We start from the raw sequence: 22,548 nt of genomic DNA, 5'->3' as shown, positions 1-22,548 counted from the left end.
TAGGTTACACAAATATAAGAAAAGACCATTGATTACAATGGTCTTTTTTAAATAAACAACTAAATTTTAAAACTTTTTATGCGTTTTAAAGAAATTAAACATCATGTATTAAAAGCAATATTTATTTTCAGATTTTAATTTTTCTGCAATTAAATTACGCAAGGCAACAACATTTGGATAATTAGCATATTTTGTGAAGCGTTTTAAACCCATTAATAACATTCTTTGCTCATCGCCTTCTGCAAAAGATACAATACCCTCTCTACCGTTTTTAGCGACAATTTCTACTGCATTATATAGGTATAATCTTGCCATTGCAATTTGGCCTTCTTGTGCATCTTCTCCAAAACGTTTTGTGTTTTTTTCTGCTCTTAACAAAGTAGATTCAGCCATGTACACCTCATTTAGAATATTGGCAGCAGCCATTAATAACTGTTGATGTTGATCTAATTCGGGACCGTATTTCTGAATTGCAGAGCCTGCAACCATTAAAAACACTTTTTTCAATTTCCCAATCATTTCCTTTTCCTCCGCAAATAATTCTGAATAGTCTGGAGTTTCAAAAGACGGAATTCCTAACAGCTCATTACCAACCTCTGTTGCAGGGCCTAATAAGTCTACTTGACCTTTCATTGCTTTTTTAACCAACATACCAACAGAAAGCATTCTGTTAATTTCGTTAGTTCCTTCATAAATACGCGCAATTCTTGCATCTCTCCAAGCAGCTTCCATGGGTGTTTCTTCAGAGAATCCCATTCCTCCAAAAATTTGAATACCTTCATCTGCACACGCTTGCACATCTTCAGAAACAGTTACTTTTAAAATAGAACATTCAATGGCATATTCTTCAACTCCTTTTAATTCAGCATCTTGATGTGAGTTTCCAGCAGCTATTCTCATCTCTATTCTGTCTTCAATGTTTTTTGAAGCTCTGTAACTTGCCGATTCTCCAGCATAGGTATTGGTTGCCATTTCAGCTAACTTTGCTTTGATAGCGCCAAAATCTGCAATCGGAGTTTTAAATTGTTTACGCTCTGTTGCGTACTTTAACGCTGTATTTGTAATTCTTCTTTGAGAGTCGATACAAGCAGCAGCTAATTTTATACGTCCAACATTTAAGGCGTTTACAGCAATTTTGAAGCCACCGCCTCTAACAGATAACATATTCTCTGCTGGCACCACGGTGTCATTAAAAAATACTTGTCTTGTTGATGAAGCGCGAATTCCTAATTTATGCTCTTCTTCACCCATTGAAATACCGTTTGCGTTTGTAGCATCATATTCAACGATAAAACCGGTAATATTTTTGTCATTTTCAATACGAGCAAATACAATCATCAAATTACAGAAACCTGCATTTGAGATCCACATTTTTTGTCCGTTGATTTTATATGTTTTTTCATCAGCAGAAAGAACTGCCGTAGTTTTTCCTGAATTTGCATCAGAGCCAGCTCCTGGTTCTGTTAAACAATACGCACCCATCCATTCGCCAGTAGCCAATCTTGGTACATATTTTTGTTTTTGCGCTTCTGTACCGTATAAGGTAATGGGCATCGTTCCAATTCCTGTATGTGCACCAAAAGCAGTACTTAAAGAACCATTTCCACTAGAAATATATTCGCAAGTAATCATTGTAGAGACAAAACCCATTCCCATTCCTCCATATTCTTCAGGAACAGCAACCCCTAAAAAGCCAAGTTCACCAGCTTTTTTCATTACTTCTTCTGTTAAAGCGTAATCTTTTGCTTCAAAACGGTCTCTGTGTGCAATAATTTCACGTTCTGTAAATTCTTTTACGGCATCTTTCATCATTATTTGCTCTTCTGAAAAATCTTCAGGAGTAAATATATCTTCGCATTTAGTCTCTTTTACCAAAAACTGACCGCCTCTTAAAATTTCTTTTTCTACTGTTTCCATGATGTGTTTTATTAAGTATTATTTTTTAGTTTAAAAATTCGAAAATACCCGCAGCACCCTGTCCTGTTCCAACGCACATGGTTACCATTCCGTATTTTCCTTGCATATTTCGCTTGCGCATTTCGTCAAATAGTTGAACAGATAATTTTGCTCCTGTACAACCTAAAGGATGACCTAATGCAATTGCACCACCATTTACGTTAATAATGTCTGCATTTAATCCTAACTCACGAATTACAGCTAAAGATTGAGAAGCAAAAGCTTCATTTAATTCAATTAAGCTAATATCTTCTTGTTTTAATCCTGCTTGTTTTAATGCTTTTGGAATCGCAGCAACAGGCCCAATTCCCATAATTCTAGGAGGAACCCCTGCAGCGGCATAACTTACCATTCTTGCAATTGGCTTAATGTTTAATTCTTTCACCATTTCTTCACTCATCACCATTACAAAGGCAGCACCATCACTTGTTTGTGACGAGTTACCAGCAGTAACACTTCCGTTAGCAGCAAATACAGGTCGTAAACGCTCTAAACCAGCAAGATTTGATCCTAGACGAGGTCCTTCATCTTTATTTACGGTATATTTTCTTGTCACTTTTTTACCTTTTGCATCCACATACGTTTCTTCAACTTCAATAGGTACTATTTGGTCTTGAAAACGATTTTCAGCCTGCGCTTTTAATGCTTTTAAATGCGAGTTTAATGCAAACTCATCTTGATCTTTACGAGAAATTTTATATTGCTCTGCAACAGCTTCTGCTGTATTTCCCATTCCCCAATAATAATCTGCATGACCTGCAGCAACGGTATCGTAGTTTAATTCTGGCTTATAACCTGTCATTGGTACAGAACTCATGCTTTCTGCTCCGCCTGCAATAATACATTCTGCCATTCCTGACTGAATTTTTGCAACTGCCATACCAATTGTCTCTAATCCTGAAGAACAGAAACGGTTTACGGTTACACCCGGAACCTCATCAATTTTTAAGCCCATTAAAGAGATTAAACGAGCCATATTTAAACCTTGAGAACCTTCTGGCATTGCGTTCCCTACAATTACATCATCAATTCTTGTTTTATCGAATTCTGGCAAATTCTTCATTAAATGTTCAATAGTTTCTGCAGCCAACTCATCGGCTCTTTTAAACCTGAACGCACCTTTCTTTGACTTTGCAACGGCTGTTCTATATCCTTGTACTATATATGCTGTTTTCATTTTATTTTAGCTTTTAGCTAATCGCTCTTGGCTTTTAGCATTTCGTTAATATTTATTTACCAATAGCAAATTGCTAAAGGCTAATAGCCAAGTAACTTTAGTTACGTAAAGGTTTACCCGTTTTTAACATGTGTTGAATACGTTCTAATGTTTTGCGCTCTGTACATAAACTTAAAAAGGCTTCACGTTCTAAATCTAATAAGTACTGTTCAGAAACATTTGTTGGTTCAGATAAATCTCCACCAGCCATTACATAGGCTAATTTATTTGCAATTTTTTGATCGTGTTCTGATATAAATCTACTTGCTTGCATAGAATCTGTTGCAACCATAAAGGCACCTAAAGCTTGTTTACCAAGAACTAATACGTCATTACGAGAGGCTGGCTGTGTATAACCTGCTTCTGCCATTAATACAGCATGCTTCTTTGCTTCTGCAATTTGACGGTCTTTGTTTACAACAACAACATCTTTTCCTTTTTGAAGTAACCCTAAATCAAACGCTTCATAAGCAGATGTTGCTACTTTTGCTGTACCAATTGTTAAGAAATTTTCTTGCAATACATTTAGTTGAACATCTCCTTTACGGAAAGTATCTGAAGCACGCAGCGCCATTTCTTTAGAACCACCACCACCTGGAATTACACCAACTCCAAATTCGACTAATCCCATATAGGTTTCTGCCGCTGCAACTACTTTATCTGCGTGTAATGAAATTTCACATCCACCGCCTAAAGCCATTCCGTGCGGAGCAGAAATAGTAGGAATTGCAGAATAACGCATGCGCATCATGGTATCTTGAAAATATTTGATCGCCATGTTTAATTCATCATATTCTTGCTCTGCAGCCATCATAAAAATCATTCCAATATTAGCGCCTACAGAAAAGTTTGGCGCTTGATTACCAATAATTAAACCTTGGTAATTTTTTTCAGCTAAATCAATGGCTTTATTTACGGCAGCTAAAACATCACCACCAATCGTATTCATTTTAGATTGGAACTCTAAATTTAAAATTCCATCACCTAAATCTTCAATTACTGCACCAGAGTTTTTCCAGACCTCGTTCGTTTTTCTGATGTTATCTAAAATGATAAATGAATCTTGACCCGGTTTTTTAACTTGCTCTTTTGCAGGAATATCGTAATAGTAGGTAGCTCCTTCTTTTATAGAATAAAAAGAAGTTTCTCCTTTTTCAATCATTTCTGTAACCCAAGTGGCAATTTCATAGCCTTCGGCTTTCATAATCTCAACACCTTTGGCAACGCCAATTGCATCCCAAATTTGAAAAGGTCCGTGTTCCCAGCCAAAACCTGCTCTTAAGCCATCATCAATTCTGTAAACTTCATCAGAAATTTCAGGAATTCTGTTTTGAACATAGGCAAACATTGCTGCGAACGATTTTCTATAAAATTCTCCAGCTTTATCTTTTCCTGCAACTAACACTTTAAAACGATCTGCAACGTTATCAATCGTTTTCGTCAATTCTAAAGTAGCAAATTTTGCAGATTTCTTTTCTCTGTATTTTAATGTATTTAAATCTAATGATAAAATATTTTTATTACCCTTCGCATCTTTTGTCATTTTGTAAAAACCTTGTCCGGTTTTACTTCCCAACATGTTGTTCTCCATCATGTGGTTTACAAAATCAGGAATCACAAATTGATCTCTCATTTCATCTTCAGGGCAATTGTCTTTTACGCCATTTGCCGTATGAACAAGTGTATCTAAACCAACAACATCAATAGTTCTAAAAGTTGCAGATTTAGGGCGACCAATAACAGGTCCCGTTAATTTATCAACTTCTTCAATGGTTAAGTCCATTTCTTTTACAACATGAAATAAACTCATGATGCCAAAAATTCCGATTCTATTTCCAATAAAAGCAGGAGTGTCTTTTGCTAAAACAGAAGTTTTACCTAAAAATTTATCACCATACATCATTAAGAAATCGGTAACCTCTTGAGTACAGTTTGGACCGGGAACCACTTCGAAAAGTTTTAAATATCTTGGTGGATTAAAAAAGTGAGTTACCGCAAAATGCTTTTGGAAATCGTCACTTCTCCCTTCGTTCATAAACTTAATCGGAATTCCAGAAGTATTAGAAGTAATTAAAGTGCCTGGCGTTCTGAATTTTTCTATTTTTTCAAAAACGATTTTTTTAATATCTAAACGCTCTACGACTACTTCCATTACCCAATCAACATTTTTGATTAAGTGTAAATCATCATCTATATTCCCCGTTGTAATTCTATCTGCAAACTTTATGCTGTAAATAGGAGAGGGTTTAGATTTTAAAGAGGTTGTTAAAGCATCATTTACTAAACGATTTCGAACTGCCTTGTCTTCTAATGTAAGTCCTTTTGCTTTTTCGATGTCGTTTAATTCTCTTGGAACAATATCCAATAAAAGAACTTCAACACCAATATTTGCAAAGTGACACGCAATACCAGAACCCATAATACCAGATCCTATAATTGCTACTTTTTTAATTCTTCTTGTCATTTGTTTATATTTTTTTACTGCTTCTTATTTATCTTGATGAATAGCCTCAAAAATTTTTCTTTCCGCTATTAATTCGTTGATTGTAGTCATTACTTTAAAGAAAGAGTCTAATTCGCTTTCTGAAACATATTCTCTAACAATGTTGTTAAATTGATACACGTGGTTTTTAGAAAACTTACGCATTTCTAATCCATAATCTGTTAATCTAATTAAAACACTGCGCCCATCATCTGGGTTTTTTTCTCTAGAAATAGCGCCTTTTTTCTCCATAGATTTTAAAATTCTAGAAAGACTCGTGGGTTCCATTCCCATTAAAGGTCCTAGAGCAGTAGATGGCGTGCCGTTTTCTTTATCGATAGTTAAAAGAACAAACGCAGAAGACATTGTGCTTCCGTAATTTGTAGCTTGTTCGTTATACATTTTGGCAACGGCTTGCCAAGTTGCTCTTAATTGATGGTCTATTGAAATGTTCTTATCCATTACGCCAAATATAATAAAATTTATTATGCACGCATAGTAAATTTTATAAAAGTTATGCATGCATAGTAAATTTTAACAGAAAATTTACTTTTGTTTGAAGAGAAATGTAGGTATAGGCTTCAATTGTTTTAAGATCTTGTATTTTTTTTGATTGTTTACACTTGAAATTTCTAGAATATAGACACCAGTGTTAAAAGAAGACATATCAATTTCTAAATTAGTTTTAGCAGTTACTTTTTTTAAAAGTGAACCCTTAACAGAATATATTTTAACAGTACTATTTTCTGTGTTTTGAATTGTTAAAATATCTTTTACTGGATTTGGGAATATTTTTAATTGCAGAAGTCTTGTGTCCAAGAATTCTGCGGAGTTTAGAGTAAGATTACAGTTGTTGTTGACCATATCGTTACCTCGGCAAGCTAAACGAGGGTATGTAGACCGAAAATCGTAATCTTGATCATGGTAAAATCCATATTTACCTCCTAAACCTTCTGTATAGAAATAGGGTGTTGCTCCGTCGTTTTTAGTGGTTAACCAAAATCTATTCCTATTTTCATCATCTCTATCAATTTTCCAAACAGTCGCAAATTTTGAAAAAGCAAAAATTGGATATTTAAGGGTGTCTCCAACTTTTAAGGAAAAATCATAATATATGTTTTCAATTTTGTCATTCTCTTCTATTTCTAGCCTGTATATTTTTTTTTCGGCAATATCTTCCCTGTAATAATGATTTGAAAAACTAAACTTTGTGGTATCAATTATATAAGGACTATGTAAACATTCGTATAATCCACTTCGGGTCCCTATTGCTGCATAATGTTTAATTTTTTTATATGTTTTATCATCAATAATTGTATCCTTATCTATTTTGTATCTATTTATTTGATTGTAATGGCATGGATTTCTACTAGAACGATTGACTTTTATGACATCCCAGAACGCGTCTTTTTTTAAAATAGGTTCATAATCTTGTGAAATTAAATTCAAGGTAAAAAAAATAAAAAGAGGCGCAAAAAGTAATTTTTTAAACATGGCATTTATTTTCTACGAAGTTAATATTTTTTAGGTCAGAGTATAATTTAAAAAATAATTAAGAGATCGCTGTAACATAATAAGTGCTTTTTATACTAATAAGTAGAAAATATGTAGATTTGTGTTCCTTATCATATTATAAAAATAGAGCGAAGTCAATGAGTAATTTATTAGAAATCAATAATATAGTAAAAAATTATGGAGATTTTAGAGCATTGAATGATGTGTCTATCCATATCCCTAAAGGAAGTGTTTATGGTTTATTAGGACCCAATGGAGCTGGAAAAACTTCGTTGATAAGAATTATTAATCAAATTACCATGGCAGATTCTGGTTCTATTTTAATTGATGGAGAACCATTATCACCCAAACACACTTCAGATATTGGTTATTTACCCGAAGAACGTGGTTTGTATAAATCGATGAAAGTTGGTGAACAAGCGTTGTATTTGGCACAATTAAAAGGATTGTCTAAAGCAGAAGCTAAAAAACGATTACAATATTGGTTCGATAAATTTGATATCTCTGCCTGGTGGGGAAAGAAAATTGAGGAACTTTCTAAAGGAATGGCGCAAAAAGTACAGTTTATTGTTACGGTAATGCACAATCCTAAATTATTAATTTTTGATGAGCCTTTTTCTGGGTTCGATCCTATAAACGCACAATTAATTGCAAAAGAGATTTTGCAATTGCGCGATGAAGGAGCAACGATTATATTTTCTACACACAGAATGGAGTCTGTGGAAGAAATGTGTGATGAAATTGCGTTGATTGATAAATCGAATAAAATTTTAGATGGTAAATTAAACGACATCAAACGTCAATTTAGAACCAATACGTTTCAAGTAGGCTTAAATACATCGATTCCCAATGAAGTAAGAGCTGCTTTAGAACAAAATTTTGAGGTATTACCTGCGGATTTTAAATTATTAGGAAACGAATTAACGTGTAACGTAAAATTGAAAAATACAAGTTCAGCAAACGATTTATTGTCTTTTTTAACAGGCAAAGGCGAAGTGCAGCATTTTGTAGAATTAATACCCAGTGCAAACGATATTTTTATAGAAGCCGTAAATAAAAACAGGTAAAAAGATGAGTAAGTTAAAATTAATTATTCACAGAGAATTTATTGCAAAAGTTCGTAATAAATCATTTATAATGATGACTTTTTTAAGTCCGTTACTATTGGTTGGCGTTGGTGCTTTAGTCTTTTTTTTGATGAAAAAGAACAAGGAAATAGAAAAGAGAATTGTGTATGTAGATAATTCTGGATTATTTTCGAAGGAAGACTTTAAGGATACTGAAATTGTTTATTATGAAGATTTTACATCATTTGGTATTGAAGAAACTAAGAAAAAAGTTGAGAACGGCGATTATTATGGAGCCTTAATCATACCAAAAAAAGATAGTTTAGAGTTATTAGCATCCTCGATAGAATTTTATTCAAAAGAATCACCAGGAATGTCTGTTATTAATTCTTTAGAATCTAAAATAGAACGAAAATTAAGAAACGAAAAGTTGAATTATTTTGGCATTGATATCGATAAGATTAATGCCTCTAAAATTCAATCTAATATTAAAATGGTTAATTTTTCAGGAGAAGAATCATCAAAATTAATTAACGGGTTAAAAGTTGGCGTTGGTGCAGTTGCGGGGTATATGTTGATGATGTTTGTGCTTATTTACGGAACCTCTGTAATGAGAAGTGTTATCGAAGAAAAAACAAGTAGAATTGTAGAAATCATTGTGTCCTCTGTAAAACCCTTTCAATTAATGTTGGGTAAAATAATCGGGAATGCTTCTGCAGGTTTGTTGCAGTTCTCTATTTGGGGTGTCTTATTGTTTATAATTTTCACGGTAGCTTCTTCTGTTTTTGGGGTCGATATGGCAGAGATGCAAACATCTCAATTATCAGTAGAACAATTAGAGATGGCAAAACAAGCCGCTGGTGGCGATAAAGTGCAATTGATTATTCAAGAGCTTTTAAGGTTACCAATTTTAAAATTATTTGTATTATTCATTTTCTACTTTTTAGGAGGTTTTATGTTATATAGTTCTTTGTATGCCGCAATTGGGGCAGCGGTAGACAACGAAACCGATACACAACAATTCATGTTCCCGATTATGTTACCGTTAGTTTTGGGAGTATACGTAGGTTTTGCTACTGTAATTAATGATCCTCATGGACCGATACCTGTGCTCTTTTCACATATACCATTAACATCACCAATTGTCATGTTAATGAGAGTTCCGTTTGGTGTTTCTTGGGGTGAGTTGGCAATCTCAATGATTTTATTGGTAATTACCTTTGTGTTTATGGTTTGGTTAGCAGCTAAAATTTATAGAGTAGGTATTTTAATGTATGGTAAAAAACCTACCTATAAAGATTTGTATAAATGGCTAAAATATAAAGGATAAATGCAAGATAAATTAGAGCAAGTTACAGATTCGATTGTTGAGGAAGCGAATTCTATTTTAGATTTTTCTTTGCCATTAAGTAAAGAAATAAGCATTACTATTCAAGGACTATTAGTCGTTATTGTTGCTTTGATTATAACTTCTTTTATTTTAAAATTTGTTAGAAAGTTTGTAACCAGAAAAATGCCTAAAAATGACAAACTTAAATTTGTAAGTGTTTTTAGCTATGTGAGATGGTTTATTTTTCTAATCATTTTTTTAATTGCCATGCATACTTCTGGCGTAAATGTTACGGCAATTTTTGCAGCATCTGCGGCATTATTAATTGGTGTAGGTTTAGCGTTGCAGACACTTTTTCAGGATATTCTTTCTGGTATCTTTATTCTAGTAGATCAATCTGTGCATGTTGGAGACATTATTGAGCTCGAAGGAAAAGTTGGCAGGGTTTTAGATATACGTTTAAGAACCACAAGGGCAGTTACGGTAGATAATAAGGTGTTGGTGATTCCGAATCATTTGTATTTGACTAATATTTTATTCAATTGGACAGAAAACGGAACAGAAACAAGAGAATTTGTAGATGTTGGTGTGGCGTATGGGTCAGATGTAGAGTTGGTTAGAGATCTTTTAGTAAAGATTGCAGAAGAGCAACCGGCAGTTTTAAAAGCTCCGAAACCCATGGCTTTGTTTACTGATTTTGCAGACAGTTCTTTAAATTTTAGAATTGCGTTTACATTAACCAATAGTTTTGATGTGCGTTTTACACAAAGCAATATTCGTTTTGCAATAGACAAAGCATTTAGAGAAAACAATATATCAATACCATTTCCGCAAAGAGATGTTCACCTTATAAAACAAACTTAAAAAGTATGTCAAAAATATTAATTATAGAAGATGAAGCGGCAATTAGAAGAGTTTTAACCAAAATTATTTCTGAAGAAAATGATGCGTACAGGGTAGAGCAGGCAGAAGATGGTTTGCAGGGCATTGAAATGATTAAAGATAACGACTACGATTTGGTTTTATGTGATATTAAAATGCCAAAAATGGATGGTGTTGAGGTGTTAGAAAAAGCAAAAAAAATAAAACCAGAAATACCAATTGTAATGATTTCTGGACATGGAGATTTAGATACAGCGGTAAACACAATGCGATTGGGTGCGTTTGATTATATCTCAAAACCACCCGATTTAAATCGTCTTTTAAATACAATCAGAAATGCTTTGGATACAAAGGTGTTGATTGTAGAAAATAAACGCTTAAAGAAAAAAGTTAGCAAAAATTACGAGATGATTGGTGAGAGTGCTGAAATTAGTCACATCAAAGAGATCATCGAAAAAGTAGCAGCAACAGACGCAAGAGTTTTAATTACGGGTCCAAACGGAACGGGTAAAGAATTAGTTGCGCATTGGTTGCATGAAAAATCAGGTCGATCTAAAGCAGCAATGATCGAGGTTAATTGTGCTGCAATTCCGTCTGAGTTAATAGAAAGTGAATTATTTGGGCATGTAAAAGGATCTTTTACCGGAGCCAATAAAGACAGAGCAGGGAAGTTTGAAGCTGCCAATGGTGGTACTATTTTTTTAGATGAAATTGGCGATATGAGTTTGTCTGCACAAGCAAAGGTTTTACGTGCTTTGCAAGAAGGCAGCATCTCTAGAGTAGGTTCTGATAAGGATATTAAAGTAAATGTTAGAGTTGTTTCGGCAACGAATAAAGATTTAAAAACAGAGATTTCAGAAGGGCGTTTTAGAGAAGATTTGTATCATAGATTGGCGGTTATTTTAATTAAAGTTCCGGCATTAAATGAGCGCCGAGAAGACATTCCTTTGTTGGTTGATTTTTTCACTACAAAAATATCAAAAGAACAAGGAACTCCTAAAAAAATGTTTTCATTAGAAGCCATAAATCTTCTGAAAAAATATGATTGGTCAGGAAATATTAGAGAATTAAGAAATGTTGTAGAGCGTTTGATGATTTTAGGTGAAAAAGAAGTTTCTGCAAATGATATAAAATTATTTGCTAGTAAATAGGTTTTAAATAAGAGACAAGATACTTTGGATAAGCAAGAAACAACAAACAAGAAATAAGAAACAAGAGACAGTAGGCAAGAAGTTTTAGAGAAGAAACAGGATGCAAGAAACAAGGAGTAAGAAATTGTAAAGAAGAAACACGGAATAAGAAACAAGAAAAGCAAACGGAGTAGCAAAAGGCAGAACGGTTTGGTTTCTTTGGGTAAAAATCTAATAAGTAAAAATTAAAAAAGGGAATCAACATCGGTTGATTCCCTTTTTTTTTGTAAAAAGTTCTTTTTACTTATGTAGATCAAATCGATCAAGATGCATCACTTTTGTCCATGCAACTATAAAATCGTTTACAAAACGCTCTTTGGCGTCATCTGCGGCATACACCTCTGCAATTGCTCTTAATTCTGTGTTAGAACCAAAAATTAAATCTGCTCTTGTTCCTCTAAATTTAATTTCACCAGTTTTTCTGTCAGTTCCCTCAAATAAAGTATCATCGCTAGAAGTTGCTTTCCAAGTAGTACCAAAATCTAAAATATTTACAAAGAAATCATTTGTAAGTGTACCAACAGTATCGGTAAATACACCATATTTAGAAGCATCATAATTAGCACCTAAAACACGCATACCACCGACCAAAACTGTCATTTCAGGAATAGAAAGGGTTAGTAATTGGGCTTTATCAATCAACAATTCTTCTGCAGCTAATTTTAAATCTTTTTTAATAAAATTTCTAAATCCGTCTGCTTTAGGTTCTAAATAACCAAAAGAAGCAGTATCTGTTTGCTCTTTAGAAGCATCTGCTCTTCCAGAAATAAAAGGAACAGCAATAGCGTATCCTGCATTTTTCACGGCTTTTTCAATCGCAACAGTACCTCCTAAAACAATTAAATCTGCCATCGAAACGCTGCCGTTAAAATCTTTTTGAATTTCTTCTAAAACCTTTAAGACTTTATTTAATTCATAAGGAGTATTAACTGCCCAGCTTTTTTGCGGTTCTAAACGGATTCTTCCGCCATTTGCACCACCTCGCATGTCTGAACCTCTAAAGGTAGAAGCAGAAGCCCAAGCCGTAGTTACTAATTGAGAAATCGATACATCAGCACTTGAAATAGTCTTTTTTAATGTTGAGATTTCTGCATCAGAAAGCGTTGTTCCGGCCGGAATTGGATCTTGCCAAAGCAATTCTTCTTCTGGGAATTCTGAACCTAGATAACGAGAAATTGGTCCCATATCTCTATGTGTTAATTTGTACCACGCTCTAGCAAAAGCATCTTCAAAAGCCTTGTGGTCTTTATGAAAACGTTTAGATATTTCTAAATATTTAGGGTCTACTTTTAAAGCGATATCCGCAGTAGTCATCATTAAATCTTGTTGATTACTTGCATCACCAGCTTTTGGTGCTCTTTTAGCATTAGAGGCTGCTGTTGGTTTCCATTGGTGCGCTCCTGCCGGACTTTTGGTTAATTCCCAATCGTAATTTAGCAACATATCAAAATAATCATGATCCCATGTGGTTGGGTTGGGTGTCCAAGCACCTTCTATTCCGCTTGTAATTGTATCGTCTAAAACACCAGATTTGTAAGAATTTTTCCAACCTGTACTCATTTCTTCAATTGGAGCTGCATGTGGTGCTGGACCAACATACTTATTTGGGTCTGCGGCACCATGCGCTTTGCCAAAAGTATGGCCACCCGCAGTAAGTGCAACGGTTTCTTCATCATTCATAGCCATTCTGCCGAAGGTTTCTCTTACATCTTTTGCCGAGCCCATCGGGTCAGGATTTCCGTTAGGTCCTTCTGGGTTTACATAAATCCAACCCATCATTACGGCACCAAGCGGATCTTCTAATTCTCCTTCTTTATAACGTTCTTCGTTTTCTCCCCAAACGGTTTCAGAACCCCAATAGATATCTTGTTCTGGTTCCCAAACATCTTCACGTCCGCCAGCAAAACCAAAAGTTTTAAATCCCATAGATTCCATGGCACAATTACCAGCAAGAATCATTAAATCTGCCCAAGATAATTTGTTTCCATATTTCTTTTTAATCGGCCAAAGTAACAAACGTGCTTTATCTAAATTGCCATTATCTGGCCAACTGTTTATGGGAGCAAAACGTTGTGAGCCAGAACGCGCTCCTCCACGTCCGTCGCCAACTCTGTACGTACCCGCGCTATGCCAAGCCATTCTAACCATAAAAGGACCATAATGCCCGTAGTCTGCTGGCCACCAATCTTGTGAGTCGGTCATAAAGTCGAGTACATCTTGTTTTAAAGCAGCAAAATCAATGCTCTTAAAAGCAGTTGCATAATCAAAATCTTTTGCCATCGGGTTAGATGCTGCTGAATTTTGACGCAGAATATTTAATTTTAATTCATTGGGCCACCAATCTCGGTTAGAAGTCCCGTTACCGGCAGTTTGTTTTTGAATACCTCCCATAAATGGGCATTTATTACTATCGCTATATTTTTCCATAAGTATTGAATTTTATTTCCTCGATTGCAAACCTACAAGACTAAAAGAGTTGTTTTGGATAATTTTTATCTATAATTATTATTTTAAAATAGTTAAAAACTATTTTACTCTATTCATTCTCTAAAGTTACGCAATTTTATAGCAGTATTTTAAAATAGTATAACTCTATTTAATTAGCGGTTTGTCATAATTAAAGTTGATGGGAATATAAAAAGTTCCCATCAACTTTTTTGTTTTTAAGCCCATTACATTTCTAAATTTGCAGTAGAAAATTAAACAATAATAATCAAAAAAATATAAAAACATGGCAACAGCAGTTGGTAAAAAATTTCCAGATTTAAATGTAGACGCAATGAATGATATGGGCGATACTTTTAAACTAAATGTGTTAGAAGAAGCAGTAAACAATAAGAAGAAAGTATTGTTATTCTGGTATCCAAAAGATTTTACATTTGTATGTCCTACAGAATTACATGCTTTTCAAGCAGCTTTAGGTGAGTTTGAGAAAAGAAACACAGTTGTTATTGGTGCTTCTTGTGATACTCCAGAAGTGCATTTTGCATGGTTAAGTACCTCTAAAGAGAATGGCGGAATCGAAGGTGTAACCTACCCAATTTTAGCAGATACAAATAGAAATTTATCATCTATTTTAGGTATTTTAGATATTACAAATGAAACGTTTGATGAAGTTTCTCAAACTGTTCAGGTAGAGGGAGATAATGTAACATACAGAGCTACTTACTTAATTGATGAAGAAGGAACTGTATTTCACGAAGGAATTAATCATATGCCTGTTGGTAGAAATGTAAATGAATTTTTACGTTTAATCGATGCATATGCGCATGTACAATCTCACGGAGAGGTTTGTCCTGCAAACTGGGAAGAAGGTAAAGAAGCAATGGCTCCTAACGCAAAAGGAACAAAAGCATATTTAGCTTCTAACTAAAAAAATTAATTACAAATTATGAATTACGAGTTTTATACTTGTAATTCATAATTTAAAACTCATAACTATTATGGTGCAAGAATTAACAGAAGATAATTTACAAGAAATTATAAGTGGTAATGAAAAAGTTGTGGTGCAATATTCTGCAACTTGGTGTGGTAACTGTAGAATAATGAAACCAAAGTTTAAAAAGTTGGCTTCAGAATTAGAAACTATTAAATTTGTGATTGTTGATGCTGAAAAATTTCCTGAAAGCAGAAAATTAGCAGATGTTAGTAATTTACCAACATTCGCAACGTTTGTAGGTGGTGAAAAGAAAAATCAAACACAAACAAATAAGTTTGATGTTTTTAAGGAATTGGTGGCAGAAATTGAATAATTTTGTCATTCTGAAGAGGGTATTTCGAACATAGTCGAAAGCTTGTTTCAGCATCTTATTTAAAAAATTCAAATATGAAATTACCTGTAATAAAACATCTCACAAATTTTATCGAAGAAAACGATCAAGATTATATATTAGAAACCATTGAAACGCTAGAAGCATTAACGGAAGTTCCGTCTTTAAAAGATGAAGAATTAGATGTTATTGGCGAGTTAATCTCTAATATGTATGGCGCTGTTGAGGTCGATAAAATGATAAAGGACGGTGTACCGAAAAAAGAAGCGCTAAATACGTTTATGAAACGTGTATTAGGCTCTATCGATAAGTAAAAAGTATCTTTTAAGAAAAGATAAAATCTCAAGTGAAAACTTGAGATTTTTTGTTTTTAGAAGAAGTATTTTAATAGACGAATCATTAACAGGCTTTTAATCAAAGAAAAAAATACAGGCGAAAATGATAGTGAACAGTTTTATTTCTTCTACCACAGGGAAAAATCACTTAAAGTTAAGTTTTTCAAGTTCATTGTAATGAGATTTCTTCTAAAGTTAAAATGACAAAATACTACGTTTTGTTATTTGAAAAGGTATTTAATGATGGTAGGTTGGTAGCTTAAAATAAGAACAATTCTAATATTTCGAGAACTATTAAATTTTAAAACTTCTTTTTCAACTTTTCTATAATTTGATTTCCTCTATAAATTGCGCCTTCCATATAACCGCCATAACTTGGTGAGGTCTCAGAGCCTGCAATTATAAAGGTGCCGTTTAAAAATTCTTGCTGGTACATAGCATGTCCGTTATTAAAATGCGGACTCAAAAAGTGGTTATTTTTAAAATTTAAAAGGCTTTCTTGATTCCAAATTTTTTCTTGATACGAAAGATAGTTTTTTCCTTGTTCGCCGAAAAACTTAAAAAGTTGTTCCTTTATTTTTTCTTCTCTAAATTCTATGGTTTCGTTAGATAAGCTTCCGTTTAGAAAACCCATCAAAGCAAAATGATTGTTTTCAAAATCTGAATGATCGTAGATTTCTGTAAACGGACCCACGTTGCTAAACCCAACGCCAGATAATCCTTCTTCTCTCCAAAACGGCGTGTTGTAGACAATTGCAAATTTTATAGAATCTTTCATCCAAGTATGTGTGTCATTTGCAATTTGAAAGACTCTTTCATCTAATTTTGGGTTAAACTGAACCGAGTTGACCAGAAGTTGAGGCGGAATTGTAGAAATAACCATATCCGCAGAAAAGTTTAAATTGTCTGTAAAAACCGTAATTGAAGGTTTATCTGCATCAATTTTTGTAACTTTATGATGTAACAGCAATTCATCATCTGTAAAATCTACAGCTAATTTTTCTAAAATAGTGGCTGTTCCGCCAACAATTCGATAACTAATTTCTTGATTTTTTGGCGTCTGAAAGCGTTCTGGTAAATGTATGTTTGATGCTTCAAAAAGCGCATCACCACTCATATTTTGTTCGAATAAAGAAATTTCTAAATCTTTGCAAAGCTGTAATAATTCAGGATTGTATCTCCAAAGCCAAGCAGCGCCCAACTCAATTTTTGTGTTCTGAATTTTTTTGGTGTAAATTCTTCCTCCGACGCTATCATTTGCTTCTAGAATTTTTATGGAAAAACCTTCTTTTTTAAGACGATATCCAAGATAGATTCCAGAAATGCCGCCACCAATAATTAGGATTTTTTTCTTCATAGTATTTTAGCCTGTAAATTTTTCATTCATTAATTTTTTATCCAAAGGAAAAAATAAAATCAATAAAAAAATAAAAATAGGATTTAAATGGATTGCTATGATATCGCCAATATTTAAAGAGAAATTGACTTCTAAAATGAAGAAATCAATCAAAGAAAACAAGCCCAAAAGTAACGTTATTAAGAATGTTAAAATGTTTGTTTTCTTATCTTTTAAATAGGTGTATGTCGATATTATAAGTGCAATAAATCTGATAATGTGTTTTTGATTGATGCCATAATTAGAATATATTTACATTAAAAATGAAACAATAAGTAAAACTAACCCTAATTTAACGGAATAGAATCTTCTTTAAAACTGCTTTAAAATAGGCATCATTTTTAATGATGCGTTAATTGCGCAATAATTTCTGAATGTTCAGGAAACTCTTTTGATAATTCTGCGCACGTTGGTAAAACAAAATCTCTAAAATCAAAACCTGGAGAAACGGTGCAACCTGTAAAAGAAAAAGAATTTTTTTCTGTTACTTCGGCTGCAAAATAATGATGAGCAGGAACTGTAAATTGAGGAATTTCTCCCTTTACAAAATCATTTCCAATCATTACAAAAGAATAGGTTCCATCTAGAGAAATCATGTGTAACTTTAGAGTTGTACCCGTGTAAAAATGCCAAATTTCATCTTGACTAATTTTATGAAAAGCAGAAAACTTATCCGAAGTTAAAAGGAAATAAATACTGGTACAATAGTTTCTGTTTCCTTCAAAATCATCACTTAAATTCTTCGCTAAAATTTCTCCTTTGCTTCTGTATTTTTCTTTATAATAACCACCTTCGGGATGTTTTGTTAATTTAAAAAAATCGATTATTTCTTTTCCGTTCATTATTTAAAACTTTTTGTATTCATTATAAAAGTGGCCATATCCTTCCCCCAAATTTGATAAGTTAATTTAGAAGGATGTACGCCATCGCTAAAAAAAGCAGTCAAGTCTCCTTCTATTTTATATCTTTCTTTCCAGGTTTCAATGCTTATAATTTCATCGTTAAAATGAACATTTTTTTTATTTCTAACATTGTTAGCTAGCTTTTTTCCTAAAATTTCTGCCAAGTTACCAACCACAAATTTTATAATATTCGTGAATGCAGGAAACTCTTTTATTGGTGGCATATTTGTAAAATAAATAGGCGTTTTAGGAAACTTTCTTTTTAAATCTTTAATTAAAAGATGAATGTTGTGCATCCAAATTTCAGGAGAATTTAATTTAAATGCATCATTACCGCCTAAACCAATCACAATAATATCTGCATTAGAGTCTTCAATTTCAGGAACAATTCTTTTTCGCACCATTCTTGCGGTAAAACCGCTTTTGGCATAAACACGCCATAAAACCGAGCTGTTTGTTTTTTCTGATATTTCTTTGGCTAGCGCACCAATAAATCCGTTTTTATGAAAATCTACGCCAACTCCTGCCACAGTACTTTCGCCAATTGCTATAATTTTTAAGGTTTTTTCCGCATCCGTTTTTATGTATCCTCTCGGGTTTCTTGCTTCAGGAAGTCTTGGTACGTTTTTACGTATATTTTTTCCTTGCAAATACATAATGGGTAAAAGTGGAAAAGAAACAACGATACCTAAATAGTATTTTAAACTCATTTTTATGTATCCTTTTGTTCGTTAGCTTTTTTAATAATTGCTTTTAAACGCTCTTTAGTGAGTTGTTTTTCTGATTTTACCTTGCTTATTTTTTGATGCATCAATTTTGTGTGCTTCGCCTTATTAACAGTATTTTTTGCTTTTCCTTTCTTCGGCACTTTGTTTAATTTTCGCACGAATATAAGAAATTTTAGAATTAAAAAATAAAAAGCTTCGGTAATAATATTTTAAGATATAATTACCATTTAGAATGATAAATCGTTGCGTAAAAACTACACTAAAGCCACTAATTTCTCTATCTTTAAACCTTTATAAAAAGTACTATGAATTTACAGAAATACAAAGTTAGCAGTACTCTTAAACTCGATGAAGTTTCTACAAAAGAGGTGCTAGAAGATGCCAAAAAGGAGCTTAAAAAAATTAGAAAAAAGTTAAGCAATTTGCAAAATAGCATGTATGCAGAAGGCAAATATGGTGCGCTAATTTGCTTGCAGGGAATGGATACTTCTGGCAAAGATAGCCTTATAAGAGAAGTTTTTAAAGATGTAAATGCAAGCGGAGTGCAAGTTCATAGTTTTAAAGTACCAACGGAGTTAGAGTTGAAGCACGATTTTATGTGGAGACATTATATTGCGATTCCGCCAAAAGGAAAAATAGGTATTTTCAATAGAACGCATTATGAAAACGTGTTGGTAACAAGAGTGCATCCAGAATATGTTTTCGGTGAAAATATTCCGGTAATAAAAAATTTGGCCGATTTGAACGATGATTTTTATCATGATAGAATGGAGAGAATTAATGATTTCGAAAATCATTTGGCTAAAAACGGAACTATTGTTTTAAAGTTCTTTTTAAATCTTTCTAAAAGTGAGCAGAAAAATAGATTATTAAGAAGGCTAAACATTCAAGAAAAGAACTGGAAGTTTTCTATGGCAGATCTTAAAGAACGCAAATTATGGGACAATTATATGTTTTGTTACGAAGATTTATTAAACAGAACTTCTAAAGAAAATGCTCCTTGGTTTGTAATTCCTGCAGATGATAAACCAACGGCACGTTTAATTTTAGCAAAAATTTTAGTAAAAGAATTAAAAAAGTACAACTTTAAAGAGCCAAGTTTACCCGCTAAAGTTCAAGATCAAGTAGAAAAATTTAAAGCACAATTAAATAACGAATAGTTCTCTATTGCGTTGAAACTAACAAACACTATTTTTGCCATCGTAGTAAAGAGATTAAAATAACAAAATGAATTTAGAATTAAAGCAACCCATCGTATTTTTTGATTTAGAAACAACAGGAGTAAACATTGCAAAAGACAGAATTGTAGAAATATCAATTTTAAAAGTTTTTCCGAATGGCAATAAAGAAAGTAAAACGTGGTTGGTAAATCCGGAAATAGAAATTCCAGGAGAGTCTACCGCTGTGCACGGCATTACCAATGAAAAAGTAGCCGCAGAACCTACGTTTAAAGAATTGGCAACCACAGTAAATGACATGATTAAAGGTTGTGATTTAGCAGGTTTTAACTCGAATAGATTCGATATTCCTTTATTAGCAGAAGAATTAATGCGGGTAGGCATCGATTTTGATATGAAGGGTAGAAAAGCAATTGATGTGCAAGTTATTTTTCATAAAAAAGAACAAAGAACGCTAGGAGCTGGGTATCAGTTTTATTGTGATAAAGAATTAGAGGGCGCCCACGGGGCCGAGGCAGATACGAACGCAACCTATGAAATTTTGTTAGCGCAAGTAGAAAAGTATGGCGATATCGGCAACACAGTGGATACGTTAAGCGAATATTCTACTCACGGAGAAAGAGCAGATTTTGCTGGTTTTATTTTAATGAATGATAAAAAGCAAGAAATATTTTCTTTCGGAAAATATAGAGGTAAAACTGTAGAGGAGGTGTTTACAGAAAACCCTGGGTATAATAACTGGATTCAGAATGCCGATTTTCCGTTGTATACAAAAAAGGTTTTAAAAGGAATTAAAGAGCGAATGTCTGCACCAAAAGACACGATGTCTGATGCCGATAAATTACAAGCTTTACAGCAAAAATTTAATTTGAGATAGAAGATACGGTTACTTTGAGTAAATTTATTTTTTCAAGAATTTTGTATCGAAAAGTGGTTTAAATGTAAAATAAATCAACAAAAATTAATAGTGTATCACTGTATTTTGTGAGGGTATCATTTCTAATTAAAAAAAATCACCTTATTTTAATTTAGAAAATATAGAGGCTGTGTGCTATGTTTTTTATGCAGTTGATTTTAAACAATAAAATAATTGATGAAAAACTTACTTTTTTTTTTATTCATATCCACACAACTGTTTTCTCAAAAAATAGAGTTCAAAGGAAAACTAGTAGATTCAAAAACACAAGAACCTGTGGTGTATGCAAACATCAGTTTTTTGAATTCAAACAAAGGGATTTCGTCAAATGAAGGTGGTATATTTTCAATGAATTTAAATAAAAAATATTTAGAATCGAAAGTTCATGTTTCTTGTTTAAATTATAAAGACACCCTTGTTTTTGCAAAAGATTTGTACAAGAAAACGTTTTATTTACAGGCTTTAAATATCGTTTTAGATGAAATTACATTGACGAAAAGAATTGAGAAATCAGTTGTTTTAGGGGAAGTAAAAAGTAGGGTAGAGGGCGTGCATACTTCCGGAATGAGGATGCTAGCAAAATATTTTCCGAAGGATAAAAGAGCAAGTTGTTGCAGTTATTTAGAAACGTTAGAAATTCATTTTTCTAAACGAAATGCGCATAGAAAAAAAGCGAAATTTAGAATTCGAGTTTTTAATAAAGACACTAAAACAGGGATGCCAAAAGAAGATATTTTAAATGTAAATGTACCCGTTGAGATAAAAGAAGGACAAAAAAAAGTAAGCATTGATATTGCTAACTATAATTTAGAAATGCCAGAAAACGGACTTTTTATCGCCTTTGAAAAACTACTTATTCCGTTTAATGAATACGGAGAAAACGATAGAATAACTGAAAATGAACTTTATTATGCCCCTATTATTGGGTATGCTAAATATGGTAGGAAAGATAGAAATGACAATTTTTATCTTTATAGAAAAGGAAAGTGGCAATTATCGCCAATAAATAGCATTCAGGAAATGAAAAAATATGCTCCGGCAATTTCATTAACTTTATCTAATTAAACAAATACACACTTAAACAATTAAACATTCTTAAAATATGTTTACAGAATATAAAAATTTACCTCATAATTCTCGTGTTTGGATTTATCAATCTAATAGAGAATTCACCCTTACAGAAATAGAATTTATTTCAGAAAAAGCAGTGGAGTTTATCAATACTTGGACGCGACATGGAGACAATTTAAAAGGCTCATTTACTATTAAATACAATCAGTTTTTAGTGTTGGCGGTCGATGAAAGCTTTAACAATGTTTCTGGTTGTTCTATTGATTCTTCTGTTCGTTTTATACAAGCAATAGAAAAAGAATTACAATTAGATTTAATGGATAAAATGAACGTTACTTTTAAAGATGGCGAACATGTAAATATGTTAAAATTATCTGATTTTCAGCATTTTGCAAAAGAGAAAAAGATTACTTCAGAAACTATTGTATTTAACAATATGGTACATACAAAAGAAGATTTCGAAAATAATTGGGAAATTCCGGCAGCGCAAAGTTGGCACAAACGCTTTTTGGTATAACGATTGATTTTAAATTAAGCGTTGCTGTTAATTGGCAAGTTGCTGTAGCGATTGAGCCTAACGGCAACCTCAAAAAAAGTTAATTGCTTGGACTCTT

At 33.0% G+C, this 22,548-nt stretch carries 21 protein-coding genes; 11 read left to right on the top strand and 10 right to left on the bottom strand.

Features of this window, described 5'->3' with window-relative positions:
- Positions 1–108 precede the first annotated feature (108 nt).
- The 5 genes from ES044_RS09065 to ES044_RS09045 form a co-directional block, all read right to left on the bottom strand.
- Positions 109–1,917, bottom strand: coding sequence for an acyl-CoA dehydrogenase family protein (locus ES044_RS09065; protein WP_147119104.1), 1,809 nt, complete (start codon positions 1,915–1,917; stop codon positions 109–111).
- Between the two features lie 25 nt (positions 1,918–1,942).
- Positions 1,943–3,133, bottom strand: coding sequence for an acetyl-CoA C-acyltransferase (locus tag ES044_RS09060; protein ID WP_147119103.1), 1,191 nt, complete (start codon positions 3,131–3,133; stop codon positions 1,943–1,945).
- A 97-nt stretch (positions 3,134–3,230) separates the two neighbouring features.
- Positions 3,231–5,636 carry a 3-hydroxyacyl-CoA dehydrogenase/enoyl-CoA hydratase family protein gene (locus ES044_RS09055; RefSeq protein ID WP_147119102.1) on the bottom strand — a complete coding sequence of 802 codons (2,406 nt, stop codon included), beginning with the start codon at positions 5,634–5,636 and terminating at the stop codon, positions 3,231–3,233.
- 24 nt (positions 5,637–5,660) lie between these two features.
- Positions 5,661–6,116, bottom strand: coding sequence for a MarR family winged helix-turn-helix transcriptional regulator (locus ES044_RS09050; RefSeq protein WP_147119101.1), 456 nt, complete (start codon positions 6,114–6,116; stop codon positions 5,661–5,663).
- 84 nt (positions 6,117–6,200) lie between these two features.
- On the bottom strand, positions 6,201–7,148 hold the full coding sequence (locus ES044_RS09045; RefSeq protein ID WP_147119100.1) for a T9SS type A sorting domain-containing protein: 948 nt from the start codon (positions 7,146–7,148) through the stop codon (positions 6,201–6,203).
- Positions 7,149–7,306: 158 nt separating this feature from the next.
- Between ES044_RS09045 and ES044_RS09040 the strand changes: the two genes are divergently transcribed.
- The 4 genes from ES044_RS09040 to ES044_RS09025 are packed head-to-tail and all read left to right on the top strand — an operon-like array spanning position 7,307 to position 11,599.
- Positions 7,307–8,236, top strand: coding sequence for an ABC transporter ATP-binding protein (locus ES044_RS09040; RefSeq protein WP_147119099.1), 930 nt, complete (start codon positions 7,307–7,309; stop codon positions 8,234–8,236).
- A 4-nt stretch (positions 8,237–8,240) separates the two neighbouring features.
- Positions 8,241–9,566 (top strand): ABC transporter permease, encoded by a 1,326-nt coding sequence (locus ES044_RS09035; RefSeq protein WP_147119098.1) that lies wholly within the window; start codon positions 8,241–8,243, stop codon positions 9,564–9,566.
- Complete coding sequence (locus tag ES044_RS09030; RefSeq protein ID WP_147119097.1) at positions 9,567–10,430, top strand: mechanosensitive ion channel family protein; 864 nt, start codon at positions 9,567–9,569, stop codon at positions 10,428–10,430.
- A 5-nt stretch (positions 10,431–10,435) separates the two neighbouring features.
- On the top strand, positions 10,436–11,599 hold the full coding sequence (locus tag ES044_RS09025) for a sigma-54-dependent transcriptional regulator (RefSeq protein WP_147119096.1): 1,164 nt from the start codon (positions 10,436–10,438) through the stop codon (positions 11,597–11,599).
- A gap of 279 nt (positions 11,600–11,878) precedes the next feature.
- On the opposite strand, the gene katG is transcribed toward ES044_RS09025, so the two are convergent.
- A complete protein-coding gene (katG, locus tag ES044_RS09020) occupies positions 11,879–14,065 on the bottom strand; it encodes a catalase/peroxidase HPI (protein ID WP_147119095.1) in 2,187 nt (728 codons plus the stop codon).
- 304 nt (positions 14,066–14,369) lie between these two features.
- Between katG and ES044_RS09015 the strand changes: the two genes are divergently transcribed.
- From ES044_RS09015 to ES044_RS09005, 3 genes are all read left to right on the top strand, one after another.
- Positions 14,370–15,011 (top strand): peroxiredoxin, encoded by a 642-nt coding sequence (locus tag ES044_RS09015; RefSeq protein ID WP_147119094.1) that lies wholly within the window; start codon positions 14,370–14,372, stop codon positions 15,009–15,011.
- Positions 15,012–15,081: 70 nt separating this feature from the next.
- Positions 15,082–15,390: a thioredoxin family protein gene (locus ES044_RS09010; RefSeq protein ID WP_147119093.1), complete on the top strand. Its 309-nt coding sequence runs from the start codon at positions 15,082–15,084 to the stop codon at positions 15,388–15,390.
- A 74-nt stretch (positions 15,391–15,464) separates the two neighbouring features.
- Complete coding sequence (locus tag ES044_RS09005; RefSeq protein WP_147119092.1) at positions 15,465–15,722, top strand: DUF6952 family protein; 258 nt, start codon at positions 15,465–15,467, stop codon at positions 15,720–15,722.
- A 322-nt stretch (positions 15,723–16,044) separates the two neighbouring features.
- On the opposite strand, the gene ES044_RS09000 is transcribed toward ES044_RS09005, so the two are convergent.
- The 4 genes from ES044_RS09000 to ES044_RS18525 all read right to left on the bottom strand — a co-directional run bounded on the left by ES044_RS09000 (position 16,045) and on the right by ES044_RS18525 (position 18,927).
- Complete coding sequence (locus ES044_RS09000) at positions 16,045–17,100, bottom strand: flavin monoamine oxidase family protein (RefSeq protein WP_147119091.1); 1,056 nt, start codon at positions 17,098–17,100, stop codon at positions 16,045–16,047.
- Between the two features lie 380 nt (positions 17,101–17,480).
- Complete coding sequence (locus ES044_RS08995; RefSeq protein ID WP_147119090.1) at positions 17,481–17,981, bottom strand: cupin domain-containing protein; 501 nt, start codon at positions 17,979–17,981, stop codon at positions 17,481–17,483.
- Positions 17,981–18,751, bottom strand: coding sequence for an SGNH/GDSL hydrolase family protein (locus ES044_RS08990; RefSeq protein WP_147119089.1), 771 nt, complete (start codon positions 18,749–18,751; stop codon positions 17,981–17,983). Before ES044_RS08990 ends, ES044_RS08995 begins: the two co-directional genes overlap by 1 nt.
- A 2-nt stretch (positions 18,752–18,753) precedes the next feature.
- Positions 18,754–18,927, bottom strand: coding sequence for a hypothetical protein (locus ES044_RS18525; protein WP_189663258.1), 174 nt, complete (start codon positions 18,925–18,927; stop codon positions 18,754–18,756).
- Between the two features lie 147 nt (positions 18,928–19,074).
- Between ES044_RS18525 and ES044_RS08985 the strand changes: the two genes are divergently transcribed.
- From ES044_RS08985 to ES044_RS08970, 4 genes are all read left to right on the top strand, one after another.
- The gene (locus ES044_RS08985) at positions 19,075–19,929 is read left to right on the top strand and encodes a PPK2 family polyphosphate kinase (protein WP_147119088.1); all 855 of its coding nucleotides are present in this window, start codon (positions 19,075–19,077) and stop codon (positions 19,927–19,929) included.
- A gap of 67 nt (positions 19,930–19,996) precedes the next feature.
- Positions 19,997–20,824 (top strand): 3'-5' exonuclease, encoded by an 828-nt coding sequence (locus ES044_RS08980; protein ID WP_147119087.1) that lies wholly within the window; start codon positions 19,997–19,999, stop codon positions 20,822–20,824.
- Positions 20,825–21,040: 216 nt separating this feature from the next.
- A complete protein-coding gene (locus ES044_RS08975) occupies positions 21,041–21,928 on the top strand; it encodes a carboxypeptidase-like regulatory domain-containing protein (RefSeq protein ID WP_147119086.1) in 888 nt (295 codons plus the stop codon).
- A gap of 37 nt (positions 21,929–21,965) precedes the next feature.
- A complete protein-coding gene (locus ES044_RS08970) occupies positions 21,966–22,451 on the top strand; it encodes an ABC transporter ATPase (RefSeq protein ID WP_147119085.1) in 486 nt (161 codons plus the stop codon).
- Positions 22,452–22,548 lie beyond the last annotated feature (97 nt).

The organism is Polaribacter sp. IC066 (genome assembly GCF_007997085.1).
In the GTDB taxonomy this organism is placed as follows: domain Bacteria; phylum Bacteroidota; class Bacteroidia; order Flavobacteriales; family Flavobacteriaceae; genus Polaribacter.
Note: the sequence above shows the minus strand (reverse complement) of the source record. Positions and strands in the feature narration are given on the sequence as shown.

What these genes read in the sequence shown, in the direction of transcription:
- ES044_RS09065 (WP_147119104.1), bottom strand. Translation starts at nt 1,917, where the DNA reads ATGGAAACAGTAGAAAAAGAAATTTTAAGAGGCGGTCAGTTTTTGGTA.
- ES044_RS09060 (WP_147119103.1), bottom strand. Translation starts at nt 3,133, where the DNA reads ATGAAAACAGCATATATAGTACAAGGATATAGAACAGCCGTTGCAAAG.
- ES044_RS09055 (WP_147119102.1), bottom strand. Translation starts at nt 5,636, where the DNA reads ATGACAAGAAGAATTAAAAAAGTAGCAATTATAGGATCTGGTATTATG.
- ES044_RS09050 (WP_147119101.1), bottom strand. Translation starts at nt 6,116, where the DNA reads ATGGATAAGAACATTTCAATAGACCATCAATTAAGAGCAACTTGGCAA.
- ES044_RS09045 (WP_147119100.1), bottom strand. Translation starts at nt 7,148, where the DNA reads ATGTTTAAAAAATTACTTTTTGCGCCTCTTTTTATTTTTTTTACCTTG.
- ES044_RS09040 (WP_147119099.1), top strand. Translation starts at nt 7,307, where the DNA reads ATGAGTAATTTATTAGAAATCAATAATATAGTAAAAAATTATGGAGAT.
- ES044_RS09035 (WP_147119098.1), top strand. Translation starts at nt 8,241, where the DNA reads ATGAGTAAGTTAAAATTAATTATTCACAGAGAATTTATTGCAAAAGTT.
- ES044_RS09030 (WP_147119097.1), top strand. Translation starts at nt 9,567, where the DNA reads ATGCAAGATAAATTAGAGCAAGTTACAGATTCGATTGTTGAGGAAGCG.
- ES044_RS09025 (WP_147119096.1), top strand. Translation starts at nt 10,436, where the DNA reads ATGTCAAAAATATTAATTATAGAAGATGAAGCGGCAATTAGAAGAGTT.
- katG (WP_147119095.1), bottom strand. Translation starts at nt 14,065, where the DNA reads ATGGAAAAATATAGCGATAGTAATAAATGCCCATTTATGGGAGGTATT.
- ES044_RS09015 (WP_147119094.1), top strand. Translation starts at nt 14,370, where the DNA reads ATGGCAACAGCAGTTGGTAAAAAATTTCCAGATTTAAATGTAGACGCA.
- ES044_RS09010 (WP_147119093.1), top strand. Translation starts at nt 15,082, where the DNA reads ATGGTGCAAGAATTAACAGAAGATAATTTACAAGAAATTATAAGTGGT.
- ES044_RS09005 (WP_147119092.1), top strand. Translation starts at nt 15,465, where the DNA reads ATGAAATTACCTGTAATAAAACATCTCACAAATTTTATCGAAGAAAAC.
- ES044_RS09000 (WP_147119091.1), bottom strand. Translation starts at nt 17,100, where the DNA reads ATGAAGAAAAAAATCCTAATTATTGGTGGCGGCATTTCTGGAATCTAT.
- ES044_RS08995 (WP_147119090.1), bottom strand. Translation starts at nt 17,981, where the DNA reads ATGAACGGAAAAGAAATAATCGATTTTTTTAAATTAACAAAACATCCC.
- ES044_RS08990 (WP_147119089.1), bottom strand. Translation starts at nt 18,751, where the DNA reads ATGAGTTTAAAATACTATTTAGGTATCGTTGTTTCTTTTCCACTTTTA.
- ES044_RS08985 (WP_147119088.1), top strand. Translation starts at nt 19,075, where the DNA reads ATGAATTTACAGAAATACAAAGTTAGCAGTACTCTTAAACTCGATGAA.
- ES044_RS08980 (WP_147119087.1), top strand. Translation starts at nt 19,997, where the DNA reads ATGAATTTAGAATTAAAGCAACCCATCGTATTTTTTGATTTAGAAACA.
- ES044_RS08975 (WP_147119086.1), top strand. Translation starts at nt 21,041, where the DNA reads ATGAAAAACTTACTTTTTTTTTTATTCATATCCACACAACTGTTTTCT.
- ES044_RS08970 (WP_147119085.1), top strand. Translation starts at nt 21,966, where the DNA reads ATGTTTACAGAATATAAAAATTTACCTCATAATTCTCGTGTTTGGATT.